At 63.6% G+C, this 18,951-nt stretch carries 15 protein-coding genes and 1 tRNA gene; 12 read left to right on the plus strand and 4 right to left on the minus strand.

Translation table 11 applies throughout. The annotated features are described in order from the left end of the window. Window positions 1–225 precede the first annotated feature (225 nt). From rpoD to JNC62_RS18925, 4 genes are all read left to right on the plus strand, one after another. Window positions 226–2,274: an RNA polymerase sigma factor RpoD gene (rpoD, locus tag JNC62_RS18910; protein ID WP_374840766.1), complete on the plus strand. Its 2,049-nt coding sequence runs from the start codon at window positions 226–228 to the stop codon at window positions 2,272–2,274. Window positions 2,275–2,550: 276 nt separating this feature from the next. After that, the gene (locus JNC62_RS18915) at window positions 2,551–3,987 is read left to right on the plus strand and encodes a DUF1254 domain-containing protein (RefSeq protein ID WP_374840768.1); all 1,437 of its coding nucleotides are present in this window, start codon (window positions 2,551–2,553) and stop codon (window positions 3,985–3,987) included. 216 nt (window positions 3,988–4,203) lie between these two features. After that, window positions 4,204–5,199, plus strand: a complete 996-nt coding sequence (locus tag JNC62_RS18920; RefSeq protein ID WP_374840770.1) for a DUF930 domain-containing protein — start codon at window positions 4,204–4,206, stop codon at window positions 5,197–5,199. 140 nt (window positions 5,200–5,339) lie between these two features. Then, window positions 5,340–5,633 carry a GYD domain-containing protein gene (locus JNC62_RS18925; RefSeq protein WP_374840772.1) on the plus strand — a complete coding sequence of 98 codons (294 nt, stop codon included), beginning with the start codon at window positions 5,340–5,342 and terminating at the stop codon, window positions 5,631–5,633. A gap of 105 nt (window positions 5,634–5,738) precedes the next feature. On the opposite strand, the gene JNC62_RS18930 is transcribed toward JNC62_RS18925, so the two are convergent. Together JNC62_RS18930 and JNC62_RS18935 are read right to left on the minus strand one after the other, a co-directional pair. Continuing rightward, entirely contained in the window at window positions 5,739–7,556 is a 1,818-nt protein-coding gene (locus tag JNC62_RS18930) for a methyl-accepting chemotaxis protein (protein ID WP_374840774.1), read from the minus strand. 226 nt (window positions 7,557–7,782) lie between these two features. After that, on the minus strand, window positions 7,783–8,889 hold the full coding sequence (locus JNC62_RS18935) for a branched-chain amino acid ABC transporter substrate-binding protein (RefSeq protein WP_374840776.1): 1,107 nt from the start codon (window positions 8,887–8,889) through the stop codon (window positions 7,783–7,785). Window positions 8,890–9,302: 413 nt separating this feature from the next. On the opposite strand from JNC62_RS18935, the gene JNC62_RS18940 reads away from it, so the two are divergent. From JNC62_RS18940 to JNC62_RS18950, 3 genes are all read left to right on the plus strand, one after another. Next, the gene (locus tag JNC62_RS18940) at window positions 9,303–10,961 is read left to right on the plus strand and encodes an alpha/beta hydrolase (RefSeq protein ID WP_374840778.1); all 1,659 of its coding nucleotides are present in this window, start codon (window positions 9,303–9,305) and stop codon (window positions 10,959–10,961) included. 146 nt (window positions 10,962–11,107) lie between these two features. Then, window positions 11,108–11,683 carry a transglycosylase SLT domain-containing protein gene (locus JNC62_RS18945; protein WP_374840780.1) on the plus strand — a complete coding sequence of 192 codons (576 nt, stop codon included), beginning with the start codon at window positions 11,108–11,110 and terminating at the stop codon, window positions 11,681–11,683. Window positions 11,684–11,980: 297 nt separating this feature from the next. Continuing rightward, entirely contained in the window at window positions 11,981–14,149 is a 2,169-nt protein-coding gene (locus JNC62_RS18950; RefSeq protein WP_374840782.1) for a CHASE2 domain-containing protein, read from the plus strand. A 93-nt stretch (window positions 14,150–14,242) separates the two neighbouring features. Here JNC62_RS18950 and JNC62_RS18955 read toward each other — a convergent pair whose 3' ends face one another. Then, a complete protein-coding gene (locus tag JNC62_RS18955) occupies window positions 14,243–15,223 on the minus strand; it encodes a FecR family protein (protein WP_374840784.1) in 981 nt (326 codons plus the stop codon). Between the two features lie 426 nt (window positions 15,224–15,649). Here JNC62_RS18955 and JNC62_RS18960 point away from each other — a divergent pair, with 426 nt between their 5' ends. From JNC62_RS18960 to JNC62_RS18975, 4 genes are all read left to right on the plus strand, one after another. Beyond that, complete coding sequence (locus tag JNC62_RS18960; protein WP_374840786.1) at window positions 15,650–16,003, plus strand: DUF1428 domain-containing protein; 354 nt, start codon at window positions 15,650–15,652, stop codon at window positions 16,001–16,003. Between the two features lie 78 nt (window positions 16,004–16,081). Continuing rightward, window positions 16,082–16,504: a secondary thiamine-phosphate synthase enzyme YjbQ gene (locus JNC62_RS18965; RefSeq protein ID WP_374840788.1), complete on the plus strand. Its 423-nt coding sequence runs from the start codon at window positions 16,082–16,084 to the stop codon at window positions 16,502–16,504. Between the two features lie 72 nt (window positions 16,505–16,576). Then, window positions 16,577–16,954 (plus strand): nuclear transport factor 2 family protein, encoded by a 378-nt coding sequence (locus JNC62_RS18970; protein WP_374840790.1) that lies wholly within the window; start codon window positions 16,577–16,579, stop codon window positions 16,952–16,954. A gap of 238 nt (window positions 16,955–17,192) precedes the next feature. Then, window positions 17,193–17,546 carry a hypothetical protein gene (locus tag JNC62_RS18975; RefSeq protein WP_374840792.1) on the plus strand — a complete coding sequence of 118 codons (354 nt, stop codon included), beginning with the start codon at window positions 17,193–17,195 and terminating at the stop codon, window positions 17,544–17,546. Between the two features lie 303 nt (window positions 17,547–17,849). On the opposite strand, the gene JNC62_RS18980 is transcribed toward JNC62_RS18975, so the two are convergent. Continuing rightward, a complete protein-coding gene (locus tag JNC62_RS18980) occupies window positions 17,850–18,596 on the minus strand; it encodes an SIMPL domain-containing protein (RefSeq protein ID WP_374840794.1) in 747 nt (248 codons plus the stop codon). Window positions 18,597–18,742: 146 nt separating this feature from the next. Between JNC62_RS18980 and JNC62_RS18985 the strand changes: the two genes are divergently transcribed. Continuing rightward, window positions 18,743–18,818 (plus strand) — tRNA-Ile (locus JNC62_RS18985). Window positions 18,819–18,951 lie beyond the last annotated feature (133 nt).

Raw genomic sequence — 18,951 nt, forward strand, 5'->3', positions numbered from 1 at the left:
CCATTTCTGGCACAGGTGAGATGGGTACGGCGGATCGGGAGTTCATGTCAATCATGTTGCCGAGGCAGCATGTCCGCGACCTTCGAAGTCAAGGCGTGGTTAATCGGGATTTAAGTTTCATTCCGTTAGGTCAGTGAAACTGGTTGGCATGGCGCCAGCATGTGGGCTGGCGCCTGCGCAGTCCTCAACGGTACGAACCAGATACTCCAGGAAAGCGAAGAATAGATGGCAACCAAGGTCAAAGAAAACGAAGAAGCCGAAACCGAACGCGAAGGTGCACCGGACGGCCCGCTTCTGGATCTTTCCGATGATGCCGTCAAGAAGATGATCAAGGCCGCCAAGAAGCGCGGCTACGTCACCATGGACGAACTCAACTCGGTGATGCCCTCGGAGGAGGTCACTTCCGAGCAGATCGAGGACACCATGGCGATGCTGTCCGAGATGGGCATCAACGTCATCGAGGACGAGGACGCCGAGGAGGCCCAGGGCGGCGACGACGACGGTGACGATGACGGCGAGGGCGAGGGCGGGGAAATCACCTCCTCCGGCGGCACCGCGCTTGCGACCGCCAAGAAGAAGGAACCGACCGACCGCACCGACGACCCGGTGCGCATGTACCTGCGCGAGATGGGCTCGGTGGAGCTTTTGTCGCGCGAGGGCGAAATCGCCATTGCCAAGCGCATCGAGGCCGGCCGCGAGACGATGATCGCCGGGCTCTGCGAGAGCCCGCTGACCTTCCAGGCGCTGATCATCTGGCGCGACGAACTGAACGAAGGTCAGACGCTGCTGCGCGAGATCATCGACCTCGAGACCACCTATTCCGGCCCCGAGGCGAAGGCTGCTCCGCAGTTCCAGAGCCCGGAGAAGATCGAGGCCGATCGTAAGGCCGCCGAGGAGAAGGAAAAGGCGAAGAAGAGCCGCGCTGGCGGCGACGACGACATCACCAATGTCGGCGGCGACATGCCGGCGCCAGAGGAAGAGGAAGAGGACGACGACGAGTCGAACCTCTCGCTCGCCGCCATGGAAGCCGAACTGCGTCCGCAGGTCATGGAGACGCTCGACAAGATCGCCGAGACCTACAAGAAGCTGCGCAAGCTGCAGGACCAGCAGGTGGAGGCCCGCCTTGCCGCCACGGGCACGCTGTCGCCCGCCCAGGAGCGCCGCTACAAGGAACTGAAGGACGAGCTGATCACGGCGGTGAAGTCGCTGTCGCTCAACCAGAACCGTGTCGACAGCCTCGTCGAGCAGCTCTACGACATCTCCAAGCGGCTGATGCAGAACGAGGGGCGCCTGCTGCGCCTTGCCGAGAGCTATGGCGTCAAGCGCGATTCGTTCCTGGAGCAGTATTCCGGTGCCGAACTCGATCCGAACTGGATGAAGTCGATCGGCAACCTTGCTGCCCGCGGCTGGAAGGAATTCGCCAAGAACGAGAACGCGACGATCCGCGACATCCGCCAGGAGATCCAGAATCTCGCCACCGAGACCGGTATCTCGATCGCCGAGTTCCGCCGTATCGTTTCCATGGTGCAGAAGGGCGAGCGCGAGGCCCGCATCGCCAAGAAGGAGATGGTGGAAGCCAACCTTCGTCTCGTCATCTCGATCGCCAAGAAGTACACCAACCGCGGACTGCAGTTCCTCGACCTGATCCAGGAAGGCAACATCGGCCTGATGAAGGCGGTCGACAAGTTCGAGTATCGCCGCGGCTACAAGTTCTCCACCTACGCGACGTGGTGGATCCGGCAGGCGATCACCCGTTCGATTGCCGACCAGGCCCGCACGATCCGCATTCCGGTGCACATGATCGAGACGATCAACAAAATCGTCCGCACCTCGCGCCAGATGCTGCACGAGATCGGCCGCGAGCCGACGCCGGAGGAACTGGCCGAAAAGCTCGCCATGCCGCTGGAAAAGGTCCGCAAGGTGCTGAAGATCGCCAAGGAGCCGATCAGCCTGGAAACGCCGGTCGGTGACGAAGAAGACAGCCACCTCGGCGATTTCATCGAGGACAAGAACGCGCTGCTGCCGATCGACGCCGCCATCCAGGCGAACCTGCGCGAGACGACGACGCGCGTGCTCGCCTCGCTGACGCCGCGCGAGGAGCGCGTGCTGCGCATGCGCTTCGGCATCGGCATGAACACCGACCACACGCTGGAAGAGGTCGGCCAGCAGTTCTCGGTGACCCGCGAACGTATCCGCCAGATCGAGGCGAAGGCGCTGCGCAAGCTCAAGCACCCGAGCCGGTCGCGCAAGCTAAGGAGCTTCCTCGACAGCTAAGGCATCGCGCAGGCTTCGAGTATCTGAATTGGAAAAGGCCGGACCTTGCGTCCGGCCTTTTCCGTTTGGCAGCGCGGTGCCATTCGCCGGGACCGATGAGCCTTCCGTTTAACAGCGCCTAAGCCGTAGGGCGTAGTCGCATGTCAGCCGGTTATGCCTGCATCGACCGGTCCGCCGTGTTAGGATACCGGCGCCGAGGGGATGCGGGTTCTGCTGCAGCGCTCGCAGGTTCGGCCATCAGTAAATCGACGCTCATATCGACCCAGGGAGACTGCGATGGACGTGACACGCCGCGCCGTATCGATTGGCGGCCTTGGACTGCTTGCCGCAAGCGCATTGTCGCCTGCATCCGCCATGGACCTGCCGATCGCCGATCCCTTCGAGGGCAGGGGCGACTTCTGGACGGCGGTGGAGGCCTATATCTACGGCTATCCGCTCGTCACCATGGAGATGACCCGGCGGGTGGTGACGAATGTCGTCGAGCCCGCGGGCAGCAGGGGGCCGATGGGCCACCTCATCAAGCTGCGCGAATATCCCGATGCCTCCTTCACCGATGTCACCGCCCCGAACGCCGATACGCTCTATACGACGGCGTTCGTCGATGTCGGCAAAGAGCCATGGATCCTGTCGATTCCGGAGATGAAAGACCGCTATTTCCTGTTTCCGATGCTGGATGGCTGGACGACGGTGTTCCAGGTCCCGGGATCGCGCACGACCGGTCAGGGCGCGCAGACCTACGCGATCACCGGTCCCGGCTGGCAGGGCGATATCCCCGAAGGGGTCACCGAATACAAATCGCCGACAAGCCTCGTCTGGATTCTCGGGCGCATCTACTGCACCGGAACGCCGGAGGACTACGCGGCGGTGCATGCCCTGCAGGATGCCTGCAAGCTGGTGCCGCTCAGCGCCTACGGCAAGGATTGGACCCCGCCGCCCGGCAAGGTCGATCCGAGCATTGACATGAAAACGCCGGTGCGCGACCAGGTCAACCGGATGGATGCGGTCGAGTATTTTACGCTGCTGGCCGAACTTCTGAAGACAAACCCGCCGGCCGCTGCCGATGCGGCAATCATCGAGAGAATGGCCGAAATCGGCCTCGTCCCCGGCAAGGACTTCGACAAAAGCAAGCTCGATACCCGGTTCGTCAAGCGCATTCCGGAAATCGGCTTCGGCCGCACCATGCTGCATTTCAAGTTCAGCGACGGTGACGTCAAGGACATCAACGGCTGGGGGTACACGACCAAGACCGGCGTCTATGGCACGGAATACCTGCAGCGGGCGCTGATCGCCGCCATCGGCCTCGGCGCCAATCGCCCGCAGGACGCGATCTATCCGACCTCGCTGAAGATGAAGGAGGGCATGCTGGGGCGGAGCTATGAGGGATCGAACAAGTACGTCCTGACCTTTCCGAAGGGGCAGACACCGCCGGTGCGCGGCTTCTGGTCGATCACGATGTACAACGACAAATACTTCTTCGTCGAAAATCCGATCAACCGCTATTCGATCAGCGCGCGCCAGAACCTGAAAACCAATCCCGACGGCTCCACCGACATCTACATCCAGCACGAGTCGCCCGGCGCCGACAAGGAATCGAACTGGCTGCCCGCGCCGAAGGATAAGTTCTACCTGATGATGCGGCTGTATTGGCCGGACGACAGCCCGCCCTCGATCCTGGACGGCTCATGGGTCATTCCGCCGGTGCGGAAGGCCTGATCTCGGGGCACAGGTCGGCAGGGTGCTGCGCGCCGACCGCCCCGCCCGCCGGTGGGCGACCACGGCGGATCACGGCAAGCAACACGCAAGCGTCGCTTTCCTCGACAGCCAACCGCATTGAGCGCTATTGAAAACGTGGCCCGGTCAGCCAAAACTGACCGCGCTTGGTTCGGACGATGAAGGCGCTTACGACAATTGATCTCGATGATGCGGCGGATGGCAGACAGGTTACGGCAGAGCCTCGGCTGGGGGGCGATCGTTTCGATCGCGCTCCATATGCTGATCGCCGTGATCCTGTTAGTCCGGATTCCCCTGCCGGACATGACGCCCCGGGCCGAGGAAAGCGTCAGCGTCGAACTCGTGCCACCGCCCGAGGAGAAGGCAGTGGAGGAGCCGCCGCCCGAGGAAAAGCCGGTGGAAGAAGCAAATCTGCCCGAAGCTCCTCCGGAGGAGCCGCCACCCCAACCGCAGGAGGAGGCGGCCGATCAGCCGGCTGACCGGGTGCCGATTCCGATCCTCCGGCCGGTGCTGGAGTTCGGTGAGAAAGACCGCGGGCCTTCGCCGTCTGAGGAGGCTGATCTGGCCAGGATGGAGGCCGCGCAACCGGACCCTCCGTCTGCCGTCAAACCCGTCGAGGAGCCGAAGCCTCCGGAAGAGCCGGCGGAACAACAACCAGAGCCAGAGATGTCCGCGGCGGCGCCGGCGCAGACCCTGAACCTGCCCGAGGACGCCGCCGCGGACGGTTTTCCAACCGCATCGGCAGAGGTCGGTCCGGGCCTTGGCGCCGAGGCGGTGATGCCCGACGACGCTAAGAAAGCGGATACGGCAAGGCAAACCGCGGCACAGGAGTCGCTCACCGAGGCCAAGCGGATTTTCTCCTCGACCGACACCGGCGATCCGGTGGCGCAGACGGCGATGGGCGATCTGCCGCGGGACCTGCGCGTCGAACAGTTGTGCAGCACCGAGCTCTACGCGCAGCTCCGCAATGCCACACCACCCTATCAACCTCAGCTGCTTCCATCCTATCGGCTGTCGAAGGGCACCGTACTCGAGGTGCGGCGTGCCGCCTTTCACGCCAAAAGCCGCTGGTTCGACCTGAGATTTCGTTGCGAGGTCGATGCGGATGCAACACGCGTCGTCTCGTTCGCGTTCGCCGTCGGCGGCGAAATTCCGAAACGCGAATGGAAAAAGCGGGGCTTTCCCTCGCTGTAGATCAAGCGCGGCCGATCGTTCCGCCCTGTCGGCAAAGGCAACTTTCCTTGTCGCCGTCGGCTCTCGACAGGCGTATATTTTAAAAATGGGCTGAGGGCATTGCCGCAGCGTCTCTCGGAGGCGCAAAGGGGAAGTATGCCATGACCATGTATATCGTTCTCCTCAACTGGACGGAACAGGGCATCAAGAACGTGCGTGAATCGCCGAAGCGGCTCGATGCCGCCAAGAAGGCGCTCGGCGACATGGGCGGCTCGTTCAAGGAATTCTATCTCACCATGGGCGACTACGACATGGTCGCCGTCTGCGAGGCGCCGGACGACGCCGTCGCCGCCCGTTTCTGCCTGACGCTCGGCCAGGGCGGCAACGTGCGCACGAAGACGCTGAAGGCGTTCCCGGAGAAGGCTTACCGCGAACTCATCGCCAGCCTCGGGTAGGTGCAAGCGGGATCTGCCAGCCCCACCGTGGGGCAACCCACCTGCAAAAAAAAAAGACCGCCGGATGCTGCCGGCGGTCTCGCTGTTCAGACTGTGGAGTGCTGGTCAGCTCGCCATCTGCAATGGATGCGTTTGGCTGGCGTCGCCCGTCTGCCCGGTCTTGAAGCCTCGGATCAGGTTCAGCAGGTCGGCGGTGTTGTCGGCGAGAACTTCGGCCGAAGCGGTGGTCTGCTCGGCCATCGCCGCGTTCTGCTGGGTCGCATCGTCGAGTTGGTTGAGCGTCGAGGAGATCGACCGAAGTGTCGTGTCCTGCTCCTGGGCGCTGTGCGAGATCTTGGAGACGATCTCGTTGGCGCTGGCGATCTGCTGAGAGATGCGCTTGAGCGCGTCGCCCGCTTTGCCGACCAGCTGTACGCCCTGGTCGACCTGCGAGGACGAGCGGGCGATCTGGTCCTTGATCTCCTTTGCAGCGGCGGCCGATCGCTGGGCCAGTTCGCGGACTTCCTGCGCGACCACTGCAAAACCCTTGCCGCTCTCGCCGGCCCGTGCGGCCTCGACGCCCGCGTTCAAGGCGAGCAGGTTGGTCTGGAAAGCGATATCGTCGATCACTCCGATAATCTTGGAGATTTCCGCCGATGACTGCTCGATGCTGCTCATCGCCTCGATGGCACGAGCGACGACCGCATCGCTCTCGTGTGCCTCGGTGCTGACCGCGCCGACCTGGCTTGCAGCTTCGCGCGCACCCTCGGCGGTCTGGCGCACGGCAACCGTCAGTTCGTCGAGCGCTGCGGACGTCTCCTCGAGGCTGGCGGCCTGGCGCTCGGTTCGCTGAGCCAGCGCCCCGGAAGCGCGCCGGATCTCTTCCTTGCTGACGCCGATGTCGTTGCTCTTCTGGCTGACGCGGCCGACGGCCTGCTCGAGGCGAGCGATGGCCTCGTCGAAGTTTTCGCGAAGAGCCGCGTATTTTGGTCCCAGTTCACCGCAGCGAACGGTAAGGTCGCCTTCGGCCAGCCGCTGGAGCGCGGTTGCGATGGTGGAAACCACATATGTCTGTTCGTCCGTCTCGGCCTGCTGGCGGGCAGCGTTCTGCTGCCGCTCGCCATCGAGTTCGCGTTGCTGCTCCGCCTGACGTGCCACCAGCGCGTGACGCTCGCGTATCTTTTCCTGCAACGACTTGGTCGCCCTGGCCATCAGGCCGACTTCGCTGCCGAGGTCCGTGTGGGGGACGGCAATTGCCACGTCTTCGTCCGCCACCGCTTCCAGGGTCGTGTGAACGGCCGACAGAGGACGGGAAATGCCGCGGACGATGAAGTAGGCCAGTACCAGGGCAGCGGTCGTGCCGATCGCGCCAACCACGATCGCCTCGATGATCGTGCGGATCACGGTGGTGTCGAGATCGTCCATGTAGAGGCCGGTCGCGACAACCAGACCCCAGGGCTTGAATTCGAGTGCGTAAGCGGCCTTGCGGAAATCCCCTTCCTTTCCAGGCCTTGGGCCGTAGAAATCGGTTTGGCCGCCACCGGCGCGAGCCAGCTTGACCAGTTCGTCGTGGTAGGGGTGGCCATAACTGTCCAATTTGCCCGCGAAACTCTGCCCGACGAGGGTTTGGTCGGCGTGAACCAGCATTTTGAGGTCTTGGTCATACGCGAAGAAATAACCGTCCGGGTCGAAGGTAAGGGCCCCGATCCGGGTCAGCGCCTGCTTCTGCGCCTCCTCGCGGTTCAGTTCGCCCGACAGTTCCTTGTCATGGTAGATCTTCAGAAGGGAGGTTGCCGTCTGGACTTCCGAGCGCAGCATTTCGTAACGCTGCTGATAAATCATCAGCGTGGTTGCGCGGATCTGGAAGAACGTAGCGACGGAGAAGGCTACCAGCAGCCCGCCGATCAGCAGGAAGAGCTGGGTGGATATGCGAAGGTTCTTCATTGCAAGTCGCCGAAAACGAGGGCCAAGGCCAACAGGCCGGTGCCGAAGTCAGGATATCAGGGGGAGGCGGCCGGGGCGTCATGCTCCGACTTTATTCTAAAATCCTGAATTTAGGGCTGATTGCTTAACCAAGGAATAAAGGACGGCGGGCACCGCTTGGCTCGGACCGCCGATGCGCGACGCCGGGGTGCATACCGGCGTCGCGGGCTGGTGGCAGCGTCTCGCTTTACTCGGCGGCGACGATCTTGCCGTCTTCCCACTTGAACAGCGAGAAGCTCGGCGAGGTCAGGTCGCCGGTTTCGCCGTAGGTCAGCTTGCCGATCGCAGTGGCGATCGGTTCACCCGACTTCAGCGCCGTTGCGACAGCGGCCGAATCCTCGGCGCTGCCGGCCTTCTCGATGCCGGCCTTGAGCACTTCGACCGCAGCGTAGGCATTCAGCGTAAAGGCTTCCGGCGGAATGCTGGCAGCCTTCAGAACTTCGACCGCCTTGGCCGAATCCGGGTTCTTCAACGCGTCGATTGCATTGGTGAAGGTCGTTCCCTTGGCGGCGTCGTTGGCGATCGCCCAGAGTTCGCTGTTGGACAGACCGTCGCCGCCGATGATGACGGCATGGACCGACATGTCATGCAACTGGCGGGCCAGCAGGCCGGCCTCGGGGTGGTAGCCGCCGAAATAGATGACTTCCGCCCCCTCGGACTTCAGGCGGGTGATCAGCGCGCTGAGGTCCTTCTCGCCCGGGGTCACGCTTTCGTAGAGGATCTCGTTGACACCACCGGCATTGATGCCGGCCTTGAACGCGTCGGCCAGGCCCTTGCCGTAGGCGCCCTTGTCGTGGACGATTGCGATCTTCTTGTCCTTCATCGTCTTGAGAACGTAGTCAGCCGCGACACTGGCCTGCTGGTCGTCGCGACCACAGGTGCGCAGCACGTTCGGCAGGCCACGGGCGGTGAGGTCCGGCGCGGTCGCCGTCGGGGTGACCATCAGCACGCCGTTTTCGGCCAGCACGTCGGATGCGGGAATGGCAACGCCGGAGGTGACCGGGCCGACCACGAAACGAATGCCTTCACCGACGAGTTGGTTGGCCGCGGAGACGCCTTGCTTCGGCTCGCCCGCATCGTCTGCCAGCTTCAGGACCACTTGCTCGCCGAGAATGCCGCCGTTCTTGTTGATCTCGGCAACGGCGGCTTCGGCGCCCTTACGCACCTGGTCGCCGTAAGCCGCGACCGGACCGGTCAACGGTGCGATCAGCCCGATGGTGATGTCGGCATAGGCGGCCGTGGAAAGCAGCAACGAGGCTGCAAAGGTCGCGCCGGTGAGCGTCTTTAGTACCATGGTTCTCTCCCTTTAATGGATCCAGGCGGATCCGGACGACGAGCAGCGGAGCGGGCCCAATGATGTGCCCGTCCGAGCCGCAAACCCGCATGCGACCGATTCGATCGCAAGTGTGCTTCAATTGGGCACTTTACCTAGGAAAACTACCCTGCTTCCGCAACAAAATATCTCGTGAAGATCGGCGCCAGGCCGGATGCCTGTCCGCTTCGGAAAAATCGTCATCGCAACCGGCAGCCAAATCTGCCCCAGCTCCGGCAAGGGACGGTTGCCTGACCGGCGAAATGGCGTCATCGTGCCGTGCCGGTGGCATTTGTGCGTGCGGCCGGCGCGAAAGCATCGCACTCCTTTAAGCGCGCTAACACGCCTTATGTCTTTTATTTCCACTGTCGATATGCGCTAGCACGGGTTCCGTCATGCCGAATCGGTTTTTGAAGTTCTGGGTGTCGCTTTCCACCATCGGACTGTTGCTCGGCGCGGTGTTCTTCTCCGCGTCGCTGACGCCGAGCCTGGTGCCGCGGACCTACATCACCCAGGGTGTTCTGTCCGGGGTCTGCTTCGCGGTCGGCTACGGGTTCGGCGTATTCTTATGGCACCTCTGGGTCTACCTGGAATTGCCTCCACCTGTCGGACGCTTATGGCGCGGCTTGAAGCTCGCCGCAGCCGTCATTTGCGCGATCATGGTCGGAGTCGCGCTGTGGCGGGCCGCCGAGTGGCAGAACTCGATCCGTTCGCTGATGGAGCTGCCGCCGCTGGAGACCGGCCATCCGACAAAGCTCGGCCTGATTGCACTTCTAACGTTCATCGGTGTGATTGTGCTGACGCGTCTGTTTGGCTTTGCGTGGAGTCTGGTCGCCCGGCTATCGCAGCGCTTCGCCACACGTCGCATTGCCAACGTGATCGGCGGACTGGTGGCGATCGCGCTGTTCTGGTCGGCGGTAGAAGGGGTCCTTTTCCGATGGGCGTTGCACACGGCCGACTCCTCGCTGCGCGCGCTTGACCAATTGATCGAGCCGGACACGCCCCAGCCGGGCGATCCCAACCGGACCGGCAGCGCCGCATCACTTGTTTCCTGGGAAAACCTCGGTCGACGCGGTCGAGAGTTCGTTGCAAACGGCCCAAGGCGTGACGAGATCGCGGCCTTCAGCGGTCGGGAAGCGAAGGATCCGGTGCGGGTCTACGTCGGGCTGGGCGCCGGCCAGACCGCGGAGGAACGCGCCGACCTCGCCTTGAAGGAACTGATCCGCACCGGCGGCTTCACGCGCAAGACCCTGCTCGTCATCATGCCGACCGGCACCGGCTGGGTCGATCCGGAGGGCGTCAATTCCGTCGAATTCCTGACCGATGGCGACATCGCGAGTGTGGCGATCCAGTACTCCTACCTTTCCAGCTGGCTGTCGCTGCTGGTCGAACCGAACTACGGCTCGGATGCCGCCCGCGCCCTGTTCCGCGCGGTTTATGACCACTGGACAAAGCTGCCCAGGAACGCGCGGCCGAAGCTCTACCTTTATGGCCTCAGTCTCGGCGCGCTCAGCTCCGAACAGTCGACCGAGCTGTTCGAGGTGATCGGCGATCCTTACCAGGGTGCGCTCTGGGTCGGTCCTCCATACCAAAGCCGCGTCTGGAGCAAGTTCACCGCCGGGCGAAATCAAGGTACGCCTGCCTGGTTGCCGCGGTTCGGCGATGGTTCCTACGTCCGCTTCACCAGCCAGCGGAATGCGCTGTCGCAAGCGACCGCGCCCTGGGGACCGATGCGCATCGTCTACCTGCAATATGCGAGCGACCCGGTGACCTTCTTCGATGAAGGCGCCTACCGTCGTCCGCCGGCGTGGATGGTCGGTCCGCGCGGGCCCGACGTCTCGCCGGAATTCAGCTGGTATCCCGCCGTCACATTCCTGCAGCTCGGCCTCGACATGGCGATGGCGACGACGACGCCGATGGGCTACGGTCATGTCTATGCGGGCGAGCACTACATCGATGGCTGGATCGCTGTGCTGGGGCTGGAGGACGTCTGGACGCCGGCGGAAATCGACAAGCTGAAGGACAGGTTCCGCGCCAACCGGCCGCTGGAATGAGCGACCGGGAAGGTCGCCCAGATGGCTTGCGGCAACCCCCTCCGTCTTCCCGGACGTGATCCGGGATCCGGGCTTTCGGCATTCGTCTAAAAACGAAACATTAAGCTTTACGATTTATCAATCTCTCGAAAATGAGAGATCGAGCGATGCGTTGCGTTTTTGTCGTCGTCCTCACGATGATGCTTGCTGCCTGCGGGACCGTCCCGCGCAACACCGACAATGCCTGTGCCGTGTTCGAGCAGCGCGACGGGCTATTCGAGAACTGGGAGCGCGATGCGCGGCGCGTCGAGCGCGAGTATGGCGTGCCCGTCCCCGTGCTGATGGCGACGGTGTATGCCGAATCCGGCTTCCGCCATAACGCCAAGCCGCCGCGCACGAAGCTCTTCGGCTTCATCCCCTGGAAACGCGCCTCGTCGGCCTACGGATATTCGCAGGCGCTCGATGGCACCTGGGACCGCTACAAGAAGTCGACCGGCCGCTGGATGGCCAAGCGATCCGACTTCGGCGATGCGGTCCGCTTCGTCGGTTGGTACCACCACCAGAGCCATCTGAAAAACGGGATCGCCCTCAACGATACCTACCGCCTCTATGTCGCCTATCATGACGGTCATGCCGGTTATGCGCGCGGCAACTGGAGCGGTCCGGCCAAGACGGGAGCGGCCCGCGCCTCGAAGATGGCGTCGCGCTACGCCAAGCAACTGCGCAACTGCAGCGCGTGGTAGGCGGAGCTCGACCGCTCGGGCGGCCGCCGCCGCTCCATCCGGGGACATTGGCCGATGCACGCGCGGAGCAGCTTGCTCATAGCACCGCAAAATAGCGTCGGGTCACTACCTCCTCTTGGATCGCTGACGCTGACATCGAAAGCGTAGTATTTTGCAGCGACGGACACGTGTCTGAGCGCCGGTCACGCGGCGACAATCGCGACCAGCAGCATCGGCGCGCCTGTCCGGATGATGGTTACGCCTGGGGCAAGGCTTGCGCCGTGCTCCGGTCGCGGCGGGGGAGGCGGATCGGTTTACATGACGCGCGCGCAATGGGTCGGCGTCATCGTCGGGTTTGTGATCGTGGCGGCGCTGACGCTCTTGCGAGCCGCCGATCCATCGTTCTATCAGCTTGCCCGCGAGTCCGTCTTCGATGCATACCAGCGCCTGGAACCCCGACCCTTCGAAGACATGCCCGTGCGGGTCGTCGACATCGATGAGGCTTCGCTGAAGGCCTTTGGCCAATGGCCGTGGCCGCGGGATCGCCTGGCGCTCCTGGTGGACCGGCTCGCCGCCATCGGGGTCTCGGCGATTGCGTTCGATGTCCTCTTTTCCGAACCCGACCGGTTGTCGCCGCGCACTGTCGTTGCCGAACTGGGCGGCGTTTCCGAGGACCTGCTCGACCGATTGCCGGACAACGACGCGGTCTTCGCCCGTTCCTTCGAGGGACGCCCAATCGTGCTCGGCTTTGCCATTTCCAACGACGGCCGCCACCTGCCGCAGGTCAAGGCCGGTTTCGCCTTCACAGGCGAGCCGCCCTTCGGCGCTCCGCCGAGGTTTTCAACGGCAACGCCGCTCCTTCCGGCCTTCGAAGCGAATGCCGCGGGGATCGGCCATATCAGCCTGGATCCCGGCAACCCTTCGGCTGTCTTGCGGACAATTCCTCTTCTGCTCAGCGATGGTGAGCAGCTCTATCCGAACCTCACGCTGGAGGCGTTGCGCGTGGCGCAAGGCGCCTCGACCTACCTTTTGGCCGATGCCACCCATGTTCCCGACACGATCACGCAGATCAAGGTGGGCGAATTCGTCGTCCCCGTCACTGCCGCAGGTGAGCTCTGGCTCTACCTGGATTCCGACAGAGCCGATCGGTACGTTTCAGCCCGAGCGATACTTGCCAAGGATGGGCCGCCCGAGGATGTCCGCGCACAGTTGCAGGGCGCCATCGTTTTCGTCGGCACGTCGGCCGCGGGGCTGCAGGACATCCGCACCACCGCGCTCGGTCAGCACGTGCCCGGCGTTTCGATCCATGCACAGGCCGTGGAGCAGATCCTGTCCGGCCGGTTCCTGTCGCGGCCCGACTGGGCCAATGGCCTCGAGATCCTGGCGATCGCGATCGCCGGCTGCCTGATCGTTGTGCTGACGACGTTCGTCAGCCCGGCCGTTGCCCTCGCCTTCGGCCTGCTCGTGACGGTTGCCGCGCTTGCCGCGTCATGGGTGACATTCCGCTACGCCGGCCTGCTGTTCGATCCGCTGGTCCCGATCGCGAGCGCCACGATCGCCCATTTCGCGGCCACGGGCCTGCGCATTCTCGTGGTGGACCGGGAGCGGCGGCAGGTGCGGCGTGCGTTCGGGCAATACCTGTCGCCGGAACTGCTGTATCGCATCGAGCACACCCCCGACGCGCTGCGGCTCGGCGGCGACGAACGCGAACTGACGGTGATGTTCGTCGATGTCCGAAATTTCACCGACCTGAGCGAACGGCTTTCGCCCAACGAGGTCGTCACGTTTCTCAACCGGCTCCTTGATGCGTTGAGCCGCGATGTGATCGACAACGAGGGCACGCTCGACAAGTTCATCGGCGACTCCATCATGGCGTTCTGGAACGCCCCGGTTGATATTCTCGACCACGGGCAGAAGGCAGTCCGCACGGCGCTGGCCATGCGCCGGACGCTTGACCGCCTCAATCGCGAAGACGCGTTCGGCTTTGGTGGTGAGCACAGGGTCGCGATCGGGATCGGTATTCATACCGGCCTGGCCTGCGTCGGCAACATGGGGGCCGAGGCCCATTTCAACTACTCGGCGGTCGGCGATACCGTCAATGTTGCCGCACGGATCGAGGCTGCCTGCAAGGAGGTCGGCACGGACATCCTCGTCTCTCAAACCACCGCCCGCTCCATACCGGACATGGCGCTGCTGGAAGCGGGGACGCTTGCGCTGAAGGGCCGGCGGTCGCGCACGATGATTTTCGCAGTCGTGGGGGATGAGCAGCTTGCGGCGTCCGATGCCTTCGCCGATCTGCGGTCGGTTCACGACAGGCTGGTCAAGGCGTTGCGGGCTCGCTCCGGGGACGTCCGCCAGCTCGCACGCGAGGCAAAAGCGAAATCCGCTGGGTTGACCGAAGGGTTAGTGGAATTCTACCGCCGCATAGCCCGCCGAAGCGATCATTTCCAACATGACATCGAGGTGGAGGGCGCTTCTGTGAAATAGCAGCGTCCAGTTGCACTGACAGCGCCGGCTTCGACCTCGGCTGCGTTCCTGTCCCACGGCAACAGGTAGATTCGGCTACGTTTCGTTGGTTCCTCAGCGCCTGCGTCCATCCCGGTCCGAGGTTTCCCCGTGACAGTGGCTCTCGGGCACTCGGGCGTCCGGCCGGTCGAAGTCCGGCTTGTCTCCGATACCGTGCTTCTCTCTGTCCGGGCGGTCCCAACTGGGCCTGTCCCGGTCGGGCTTGTCGCGGCCCGGCGATCCGAAGTCCGGCTTGTCTTGGCGTGTTTTTTCGCGGTCCGGCCTGTCCCAGCTGGGTTTGTTCCGATCAACCTTTTTCGGCGGGGTAGCCTTCTGCGGCCTCAAGGGCTCGCGCGGATCCGGACGATCCTGCTTCATCTTCACCGCCGTCTCGAGTTTGCAGCCGCCGTTCTGCATCCCGCCCGAAAGCTGCTGATCCCCGGTGAGGAAGGGCAGGGCACGCGCATTGCCAAGCGCGCGCAAGACGTTTCTGTCGGCGCGTCGTGGATTGGAGATGCCGCCGCTGCGGGAAGCGATCACGCTGTCGCAGCGCCGGGTCAGTTGCGCGCAGCCGCCCGCGCCGCAAAACGACGCGGCGCCGCTCAGAAGCACCATGGCCGTCGTTCCATCCGGGCCGACGTAGAAGTCAAACACCGTCCCGCGCACGCCGATTGTTCCGGCCGGGGTGAGAATCTCGTAGGCCGTGCTCCTCGATTTGCCGCTGATCCAGCGGAAGGTGCCCTTCGCTGCCGAAATTGTCAGCTTCTTCAGGGATTTCTGGTCGTCGTAGACGAACCGGTCGATTACGACCGACGAACCCCATCCGACCGCAAGCTTGCTGCCGTCGCGAAAGACGAACTGCCCCAGGCCCGATCTGGTAGTTCTGATGCGCTCGTCACGGTGGACAGGATCCTGCGCCTGCAACTCCATGCCATCACCGGTCACGCTGGTCCTGATAAGCACCGCCTGGCCGACCGGCTCGGCGGCAAGCGCAGGCGCCAAGCCAGCAAGGACCATGGCCAGTCCTAGGATTGCCAAGCGATGCAAGCTCAACATGGCGTACCTCCTGCGTACACCGCCGTGGTTTTTCCGAAGGTCGGCGGGTGATCCCCGCCCCCGGTCTCGAGCCTGCGGAACTGCAAGAATATATTAGAAAGCGCTAACTGTCGGCTGGGGCAAAGGGAGTATGCCCGGGCGGGGCCTTGATCCGCCGCTGTTCGACGGACGACAGGTCTCGAATTTTTGTGACCCATCAGGCCGCCCCATTGGCATTGCGCCGCATCTATCGCGGAGAGTATCCTGTCGGCACCGGGTGGAAAAATACCGCTGGCTGCGATCGCGATTGCCGGTGCCAGTCGAGCCGACCGCCTGGACCTGTCGGTGTCGGCACCGGCCCCGACGACACATCCTTTGGTCGCTATTAGGCTTCGCACCGTGCCAGCGGACGCCGTGTCGCAACACATCCTCTCAAAGGAGGTTCCCATGCCCTATGTCGATGGATACGTGGTCGCCGTTCCGAAACAGAACCTCGATGCCTACAAGGCGCTTGCCGGCGTTGCCGGTCCGATCTGGAAAGAGCACGGCGCACTTTCCTATGTCGAGTGCATCGGCGATGATGTGCCCTATGGCAAGCTGACCTCCTTCCCGCGCGCGGTTCACGCCAAGGACGACGAGGTCGTCATCTTTTCCTGGGTCACCTACGACTCGCGTGAAAGCCGCGATGCGATCGTCGCCAGGGTGATGGAAGATCCTCGCCTCTCGGAAGAAAAGTGGCAGTCGGTCTTCGACGGAAAGCGCATGATCTATGGCGGATTTCAAAGCTTTCTGGAATTGTAGCAATTCGATCGCGTCCGGCACGGCGGGGACGGCCTCCCTGGAACTGTCGTGCCGACGGGACGATGACGAGGAGACAGGGTGCCACAGGGAAGGATCACCATTCAGACCCGCGGGCAGGGTCTTTACGAGTTCACCGACAAGGTCAGCGCTTTCGTGCGCGGGGCCGGGATCGGCGAGGGGCTTCTGACGGTGTTCGTCCGTCATACGTCCTGCTCGATCCTGATTCAGGAGAATGCCGATCCGGACGTGCGCCGCGATCTCGACCAGTTCTTCCGTCGGCTCGTGCCCCCGTCAGACGATCCTTCGATGCGCTGGGTCGTTCACACGCTCGAAGGACCGGACGACATGCCCGCCCATATCAAGGCGGCGCTGAACCAGGTGTCGATCGGCATTCCGGTGACGCAGGGCCAGATCGTCCTTGGCACCTGGCAGGGCATTTTTCTGTTCGAGCACCGCGATCAGCCGCATCTGCGCGAGGTGGTGCTGCATCTCGGAGTGTAAGTCCCCTCGGAACTCCGGCGGCCACCGACGAATTGGTAAGACATCGGCAATGAACAATGGAGGACGGTCCCCATGGCAGATACGGTCGCAATTGCCCAGGATCTGGTCGCGGCGCTGAATGCGCGCGATTATGCCGCGGTTGCGCAGCTTGTGGACGACGATGTCGCGATCGCCGGAATCGGTGAGCGAAGCGAAATCGGACGCGCGGCGTTGCGGGACCGGCTCGCTCGCCACTTTGCGGCTTTCGATGAGAGCTATGGCGACGCCGCAGTCATGACGGCCGGTGGGGGGTCACCCGTGGCGGTGCGCCTGACCGCGCGCGGTCGGGTGTCGTCGGGAAAATCCTATGCGACCGAGAAGGTGCTGCTGATGGAAATCGACGGCGGACGGGTGACGCGCCTGTCGCTGCTTGCCGACGCCGGCGACCTGCAAAGGCAACTTTCCGGCTAGCCGGATCGAGGCAAGATGCGGTCGACCGCGCCGGCAAACCGGTGCACTTGCTTCAGCGCCCACGCCGCGTATCGCCTTGATTCGGCAGGCGTCACTCCCGTGCGTCATTGGCGCTGAACACATGCTGAACGCGCGGTTCCGACAGCGTTCAGCGTGGCGGTGATAATCATTCTCCATCGATTGCTTACAGCGTCGCTGCTCCTCCTTCACAGCGGACGCACAACGAATGGAGACCTTGATGTCGCGCATTGTCGGAAAAACCCTCGCCGCTGTCCTCCTGGCGATCGCCGGCCTGACCGCCGCCGCTCCCGCCGCTTCGGCTGGCGGCCTGGACATTCGCATCGAAACCGTCGGCTATCGCGACGGCTACTATGGCCGCGGACCCGACCGCCACCACCGCTGGGACGATCGCCGCGACCGTGGCCGCTGCTCGCCCTGGCTTGCCGTGGAGAAGGCCCGCGATCGCGGCATCCGGCGGGCGCGCGTCGCCGACGTCAGCCATCGTCGCATCGTTGTCGAGGGCTGGCGCCACCATCGCTACACGCGCGTCGCCTTTGCCAATGTCCCGCGCTGCCCGACGCTTTGGGGCTGATGCCCGGGGGGCAGAACAGCCTGCAGGCGGTCGTCGAATTCATCTATTGGGGCGGTGCAGACGTTGCGCCGCCCCATTTTCATGCTCGGCCGCTCGGGGGCGGTACCGCGAGAACCCTGTCGGACTGTCCATGCTGGCCGGCGTCAAGGGCGCCGGCAACGGTCTCCCGGCATCGCGCCAACGGCGAGCCGGAAGCACTTAAACGCGAGCGATCTGTCCGATTTGGCTTCGCAGGCTCTGGATCCTGCCTTCGCATGTCTTTCTCCCGAAACCGGTTCCCACGTTCGGGAGAGATGCTGTCGTTCAGTTTTGCAGGGCGAACGTCACGGTGACGGTGACCGCGTAGCTTGTTTCGCCGGCGGCGACCGGGACGGCCTCGGCAGCGAAATCCTTAGCCGCGGCGCTTCGCATCATCGGCATGGGCTGCGGCCGGTAGGACGTTTCCGACATTTCCAGAACCCGGCCGAGGCCGATTCCCGCAGCCTGGGTCAGTTCCCTTGCCTTGGCGATCGCGTCCTCGACGGCCCGCTTGCGCGCCTCGCTGATGGCGCTCTCGGGCTTGTCGTTGGTGAAGCGGATGCCGCCGCTCTGATTGACGCCGAGCGTCACCGTCTGGTCAAGGATGGCGCCGAGCTTGGCAAGATCGCGGATGCGCACCGACAGCATGTTGGCGACCTGGAAGCCGACCAGCACGGGCGGTTTGTTCTCGCCGTTCTCGGTCTGCGGAAAGTGATATTGCGGACTGATCGTGAAGCCGGACGTCTGCAGGTCCCGTTCGGCGATGCCTGCGTCCTTCAGCGCCTTCATCACTTCGGCCATGGCCTTGTTGTTGGCGTCGAGCGCCTCGCGCGCCGTCTTGCCGTCCTTGATGACGCCAAGGTCGACGATTGCCATGTCGGGAGCGACATCGGACTGCCCCTCGCCGGTGACGGTGATCACCGGCTCGCGCGGTCTCGCTTCCTGCGCCAGGGCGGGCGCGGATGCAAGCGCGGCAAGGGCAGCGGCGACAGCGCCACTGAGCGCGAGGCGGGGAAGGGGCGGAAGGTGCATGCGGGGTATCTCCGTTTGGTTGTCCCTCGCGACGTTCTTCCCGCGAGATTGTGTAAGGATTGCGGCGATGCTTGTCGACCGGTGAGATTTCGTCTAGACGAGGTGCTCCCGGGGCCGCCATTGACCCCGCGCGCCGCTCCGCGGCAGGGCCTGTAGCTCAATGGTTAGAGCCGGCGGCTCATAACCGCTTGGTTGGGGGTTCGAGTCCCTCCGGGCCCACCACCATCCTGTTGGCCGCCACGATCCGTTGATCCGGCCGCCATCAACCTCTGAACCGTTGTAGCCCGCCGCGAATTTCCGGAATTTTGACAGCAGAAACTGGAAAAATAAAAATTCCGGATCGGCTGTCAAAAAT

This window comes from Mycoplana ramosa (genome assembly GCF_041930185.1).
Lineage (GTDB): Bacteria > Pseudomonadota > Alphaproteobacteria > Rhizobiales > Rhizobiaceae > Mycoplana > Mycoplana ramosa.